Source organism: Nocardiopsis chromatogenes YIM 90109 (assembly GCF_000341185.1).
Classification (GTDB): domain Bacteria; phylum Actinomycetota; class Actinomycetes; order Streptosporangiales; family Streptosporangiaceae; genus Nocardiopsis_A; species Nocardiopsis_A chromatogenes.
The window spans coordinates 1-5736 of the sequence record NZ_ANBH01000378.1; the positions used below are offsets into that span (position 1 = coordinate 1).

Annotated in this window: 4 protein-coding genes; all 4 read left to right on the forward strand. The window is 76.8% G+C overall.

The genetic code is table 11. The features are described from left to right. The first annotated feature begins 182 nt into the window (after positions 1-182). The 4 genes from D476_RS0131060 to D476_RS35235 all read left to right on the forward strand — a co-directional run bounded on the left by D476_RS0131060 (position 183) and on the right by D476_RS35235 (position 4958). Entirely contained in the window at positions 183-938 is a 756-nt protein-coding gene (locus D476_RS0131060) for an SDR family oxidoreductase (RefSeq protein ID WP_026124023.1), read from the forward strand. Between the two features lie 1397 nt (positions 939-2335). Beyond that, on the forward strand, positions 2336-2545 hold the full coding sequence (locus D476_RS0131065) for a DUF1918 domain-containing protein (RefSeq protein WP_017627768.1): 210 nt from the start codon (positions 2336-2338) through the stop codon (positions 2543-2545). 60 nt (positions 2546-2605) lie between these two features. Beyond that, positions 2606-2881 (forward strand): DUF1876 domain-containing protein, encoded by a 276-nt coding sequence (locus D476_RS0131070; RefSeq protein WP_026124024.1) that lies wholly within the window; start codon positions 2606-2608, stop codon positions 2879-2881. An 832-nt stretch (positions 2882-3713) separates the two neighbouring features. After that, entirely contained in the window at positions 3714-4958 is a 1245-nt protein-coding gene (locus D476_RS35235) for an amino acid permease (RefSeq protein ID WP_017627770.1), read from the forward strand. The last annotated feature ends 778 nt before the right edge of the window (positions 4959-5736 follow it).

Sequence of the window (5736 nt, forward strand, 5' to 3'; positions counted from 1 at the left end):
TCGCCGCGCCCGGGGAGGGGGCGAAGTAGTGCTCTGACACGCGACGACGCTACCACCAGGGCGGATGGGGCCCCGCCGGGCGGTGCGGGGCGGGGGAGGCGCACACCACAAACCGAGCGGTCGGTAGTGTGGGGGCGGACCCGGCCGCGCCCCGCGGCCCCGCCGTGCGAAAGGACCCCCACGTGCAGCGATTCACCGGCAAGACCGCCGTCGTCACCGGCGCCAGCCGCGGCATCGGGCTGGCCGCCGCCCGCCGCATCGTCGACGAGGGCGGCCGCGTGGTCATCACCGCCCGCAACCCCGAGCCGCTGGAGAAGGCCGCGGCCGAGCTCGGCGGCCCCGAACACGCCGTCGCCGTACCCGGCAAGGCCCACGACCCCGAGCACCGCGACCAGGCGGTGGCGCGCGCCCTGGAGGCCTTCGGGTCGCTGGACGTCCTGGTCAACAACACCGGCATCAACCCGGTCTTCGACGCCCTGGTCAACGTCGAACCCGCCACCATGGCCAAGATCTTCGAGGTCAACGTCACCGCGGCCGCCTCCTGGACCGCCGCCGCGCACGCGGCGTGGATGAAGGAGCACGGCGGCGCGGTGGTCAACGTCGCCTCCCTGGCCGGGCAGCACCCCTCGCCCGGCATCGCCGCCTACGGCGCCAGCAAGGCCGCACTGATCAACCTGACCCGCCAGTTCGCCTACGAGCTGGCCCCGGCGGTGCGGGTGAACGCGGTGGCGCCCGCGGTGGTCAAGACCGACTTCGCCCAGGCCCTCTTCGCCGACAACGAGGAGGAGGTCGCCAAGGGCTACCCGCTGGGCCGCCTCGGGGTGCCCGCCGACGTGGGCGCCGCCATCGCGTTCCTGGCCTCCGAAGACGCCTCGTGGGTGACCGGCCAGACCCTCACCCTGGACGGCGGCCGCACCCTGGGCGCCGGGGTGGAGTGATCCCCGACCCGGCAGGGGCCCGGCCGCCTCGTGCCCGTTGACGGGGGCCGGATGAACGCCCCCGGCCGTGGAACAGGCGTCGAGGGCCCAGGTGTCTCCCCTGGCCTTCGCCCTCGATGCCCTTCCGGCGACGGCCTCCACGGCCTCCGCCGCCGGGTCGCGATCGGCACGGGCGCCGCAGCGGCGCGGGCCGCGCTCGGATGCGGATCCGAACGCACGGGCCCGGATGACCGCCGCCCCGGCCGACCGGTCTTCGGCCGGGGCGGGCGGCCGCGGCCACCACGGGCGGGTAGCCGAAGGCGGGGCGCCGACAGGCGGGGCGCCGACAGGCGGGGCACCGGTCAGGACGCCGACACGGGAGCAGGCCGCCCCACAGCCGTGACGGTCGCACTGACCCGGCCGGACGGAAGTGACGCCACTCCCGCGGGTGTGACCGGCGTCCAAGCGCTCGACCCTGCCGCCGGACTGCGTCAGCCGGGCCCTCGGGCTCCGATCCGCCGTCCTGAGGGGCGCCCGGTCAGGCCCGGCGGCGCCCCCGAGCATCTGGAGCGAGGACAGTCCGCGCAGCCCTGCCCGGAGGTAGGAGCGGCGCTCGCCCGGTTCCCGGAGAGGCAGGGAACACGCTCGGCAGGACGGTGTCCGCTGAAGTGGTGGAACCTTCGGCGCCGCGGTCGCTCTGGGCGGTCGGTCTTCGGCCGCCCGCCGATAGGCGGGGCGCCGGTCACGGCACCGGCACTGAGGCGGGCGCCCCAAGGCCGTGACACCCACGCCGGCCTGGTCGGACGGCAATGACACCACTCCAGCGGACGTGACCCTCGGTGGGTCTTCGGCCGCCGACCCCGGTGGTGGTCGTACCAGGCCAGGGCGGCCGGATGGGCGGCCCGGCGCCGGGCCGCCGACCCATCGGGGCGGGCGTGAGCCCACCCCTGGAGCGGGGGCTGGTGGAAGCGCTCGACCCTGCCGCAGGACCGCGGCAGCAGCCACGCCCTCGGGCCCCGGTCCGCCGTCCTGACGAGTGCCCGGGGTCGGTCGTCCCCGGTCACGTCCGCCTGAGTGGTGTGAGGCCCCGATGCTGTTCGATCACGAGAGCGCCCGTGCCGACCTGCCGTCCGGTGCTCATGGCAATGCGGATTCGACATCTGTTGCACCGCTCTGCCGGAAGCGATGCCGTCACCCGCGGCGCACGGCAGGCACCTGAAGCGAGGACGCCCCCCGGGGGAGGCGTCCGTCACTCCGCCCGCGCGGCCACCGCCCCCTCCCAACGCGTCCGCAGCCCCGTGCGCACGGGAGTCCCCACAGGTCGCACCGGTCTTCCCGGCCCCGGACCGGGCATTGCAATAGCGCGCCCGTCCAAGGAAGATGGGGTTAATCGGACATCTCGCAATCAGGGAGGCCCGATGAGAGCACGCGTCGGAGACCTGCTGGTCATTGAGGGTCGGCGCGAGGACACCGGCCGCAAGACAGGGGTCGTCACCGAGGTCCGAGGGGCGGAGGGCGCTCCCCCCTACCAGGTCCGGTGGGTGGACGAGGACCAGGACGTACTCGTCTACCCCGGCCCCGACGCCCACATCGAGGGCGCCCGCGACGACGGGGAGCCCGCCGGCTGACGGCGGGCCCCGCCGGAGGCGAGCAAGAATCACGGGGAAGGACACTGGGGGGTGGCCTTCATGCACACCATGAAGCGCTGGAACATCGAGATCATGCTCTCCGAGGAGAGCGAGGGCGAACAGGCCCGCACCTGGGCCGACGCCGGACTGCACGCCGAGGACGGCACCGACCTGCACGGCCGGGGGATGGCCCGCAAGCACCCCTCCGACTCCGACGCCCCGGAGATCGGCGAGGAGCTGGCCGTCTCGCGCGCTCTGGCCGACCTGGCCCGACAGCTCAGGCAGGTCGCCGCCGAGGACATCTCCGACAACACCGGGGCCCCCTGGCGCCCGTGAGACCGCACCGACCAGCGCCCGGCCACACCGCCGGGCGCGCCCATGCTGCCGCCGTCCGCCCGGACCGGTTCCCCGTGCCCAGCCGGCACCCGGCGCGGACTTCCGGACCGGCCCGGCGGAGCACGCCCGGACCTCCCCGGCGCGTCGGCGGCCCCGGCCCGAACCGGCTGCGGCAGCGCGGAACGCGCGCGGTCGGGAGTCCCGGCCGAGGACCGCCGAGGTCCATCCCGCTCGACGTCCAGGCAGGCCCCCGGCCGCCTCCGGCACCCTGCTCACGGGGCCGGGCCCGGCGCCCCTGACAGGTGGCGGCGCCGGGACGCTTCCGACCACCGGGACCGGCGGTCGCGATCCCTTGCCGGACCGGAGGGGGCCGCCCGCGGCCTCCGCCGCCGGCTCACCCGGACGGGATGCGCCTGCCAACAGCCGCTGGAGCACTCCCGAAGGCGGTCGGTGGCCCCGAGCACCATGGGGCGCCACCAGGCCGCAGCCGTGTGCCCGCAGCGGCGTGTATCGGACCACGGGAACGCGAGGCCCCGCACCGGACACGGGAACCGACTGCTGCGAACACGTGTCCAACCCGGCGGGGAGGCCTGTGGCCTTCGCCACTGGAACGCCCCGGCCGTGTGCGGCCCCCGCACCCCGCCCGAGCACCCCGCACAGCCGCCCGCCGCCCCTCCCACCGGCCGCGAACACCCGGCCCTGCACCGCCTGGCGCCTGAGAGCCCGCCCCGCCCGGACGGGCCGGGGCGGCGACCGCGCGGCCGGATGTGGACGCCCTCCGTCACCGACTTCTCCACCGCACCGTGATCAATCTGATGCAGACTCAGCGCTCATGACCACCCGAACCGGCACGCAGGGTGCCCCCACGGCCCTCGCCGTCGCCGCCGCACTGGCCGGCGTCGGCGTCTTCGTCGTGCTCGCACCCGCCGCGGAGGAGGCGGGGACCTGGCTGACGGCTGCGGTGCCTTTGGCCGCCGCCGTCGCCCTGTGCACCGCGGTGTCGACCGCCCGCCTGGCCGCCGCCCACCCGGGCACCGGCGGCGCGCGGGTCTACGCCCGCGAACGGCTCGGCGACCCCTGGGGGGCCATCGCCGCCTGGGCCTGGGCCGTGGGCACCACCGCCGCGGCCGCCGCCACGGCGCTGGCCCTGGCCGACAACCTGGCCCCCGAGCGGGGGCGCTCGGCCGCCATGGCCGCCCTGGCCGTTGCCGCCGCCCTGGCATGGGGCGGGCAGCGGGCGCGCCGCTGGGCCGGGCGCCTGGCCCTGGCCATGGGCGTCCTGGCCGTGGCCGCCCTGGTCGCCGCCGCCTGGACCGCGGGCGCGGCCGACCCCGACCGGCTGCAGCTCGACGGCGCCTGGCCCGGCTCCTTCGGCACACTGGGGGCGGCCGGAACGCTCTTCCTGGCCTTCGCCGGGACGGTGCGCATCGCCGAGGCCGCCCCGCGGCCCCGGCAGGGCGCGATCCCCGTCGTCCCCGCGTTCGCCCTGGCAGGGGTGGCGCTGCTGTACCTGACCGTCGGGGCGTGGACCATCGCCGTCCTGGGGCCCTACCGGGCCGGGTTCGGCGCCCCCGTCGTCGACGCCGTCGCGGCGTCGGGCCGACCCGACCTGGGGGCGGCCGCGGTCGCCGCCGCGGCTGCGGTGGCGAGCCTGGGCGCCGGGGCGGTGCTGATCTCCTCGGCGGCCCGCGCCGTCGGGGTCCTGGCCGAGGAACGGGCCCTGCCGCCGGCGCTCGGGGGCCCAACGCGCTCCTGGGCGGCCACGGCGGTGGCCGCGGGGGCGGCGGTCGCGCTGCTGGAGCCCGCAACGGCGGTGGGGGTCGCCGCCTTCGCCCTGCTCGCCTACCACCTGCTGGCCAACGCATCGGGCCTGCGCCTGGGCGCCGATGAGGACCGCCCGCCGCTGCTGGTCGCCCTGGGAGGCCTTGCCGGGTGCGTGGTCCTGGGGCTGAGCCTGCCGCTGCCGACCGTGATGATGGCGCTGGCGGCGGTCGGGTCGGCCGCGGCGGTATGGCTGGCCAAGCGCCACTTGAACGCCGCCACAGGGGTGCTCGGGGAGAAGCAGCACACCGAGTGACGGGACGTGGGCCCGGACCTCCGATCAACGGCCTCCGCGCCCGACATGCGCCGCCGCCCTCTGAAGAGTCACCGATCGCGGATCGCAGACGGTGACGTCGTAGCGAATGGCATCGGGAGGCATGTGCCCCGCTCATGGCCTTGACCGGGCGGCAGCCGCCGGAGTCCGGGGGCGGGCGGCGGCGAGGAATGGGCGGCGGCCCTTCCGGCAGCCTTGCCGAGTGCACGGAGTGTGCGCGGTCACCGCAATGGGCGGCGACGGCACAGCAGGTGCCCCGCTCGCGGGCCCTGGCCGTCCGGCGGGTTGCCGGAGCTTTCGGGTAGGCGGCGACGACAGAGGTCGGCTGTCCTTGCGGTAGTGCTGTCGGGCGGCAGGGGGTGTGCGTGGTCGCCGTTGATGGCGGCGGCGGGGCCGGGTCAGGTCTGGTGGAGTGGTGTCGTTTCCGTCCGACCGGGGCCCGCTTATGGGGTCCTGGCCGTCCGCCGGGCCGCGTGGGTGTGCGGTGGCGGGCGGCGACGACAGAGCGGGGTGGCCCATCCGGCAGCGTTGTCGGGTGGCGGGCGTGTGCGTGGTCGCCGGAGGGGGCGGCGACGGTGTGAGCGGGGTGGTTCCCGGGCCCTGCGTGCCGTCCGGCGGGTTCCTCGTGGTCCGGGTGGGCGGCGCGGTGGGGTGGGCGGGTGGTCGTTCGCGCTCGTGGCGGCCGTCGGGCCGGTGCGCGGGGACTGGGGGCCGGGTCCGGGGCCTGCCGGGCGGGGGAGGGCCGGGTCGGGCATCCGGT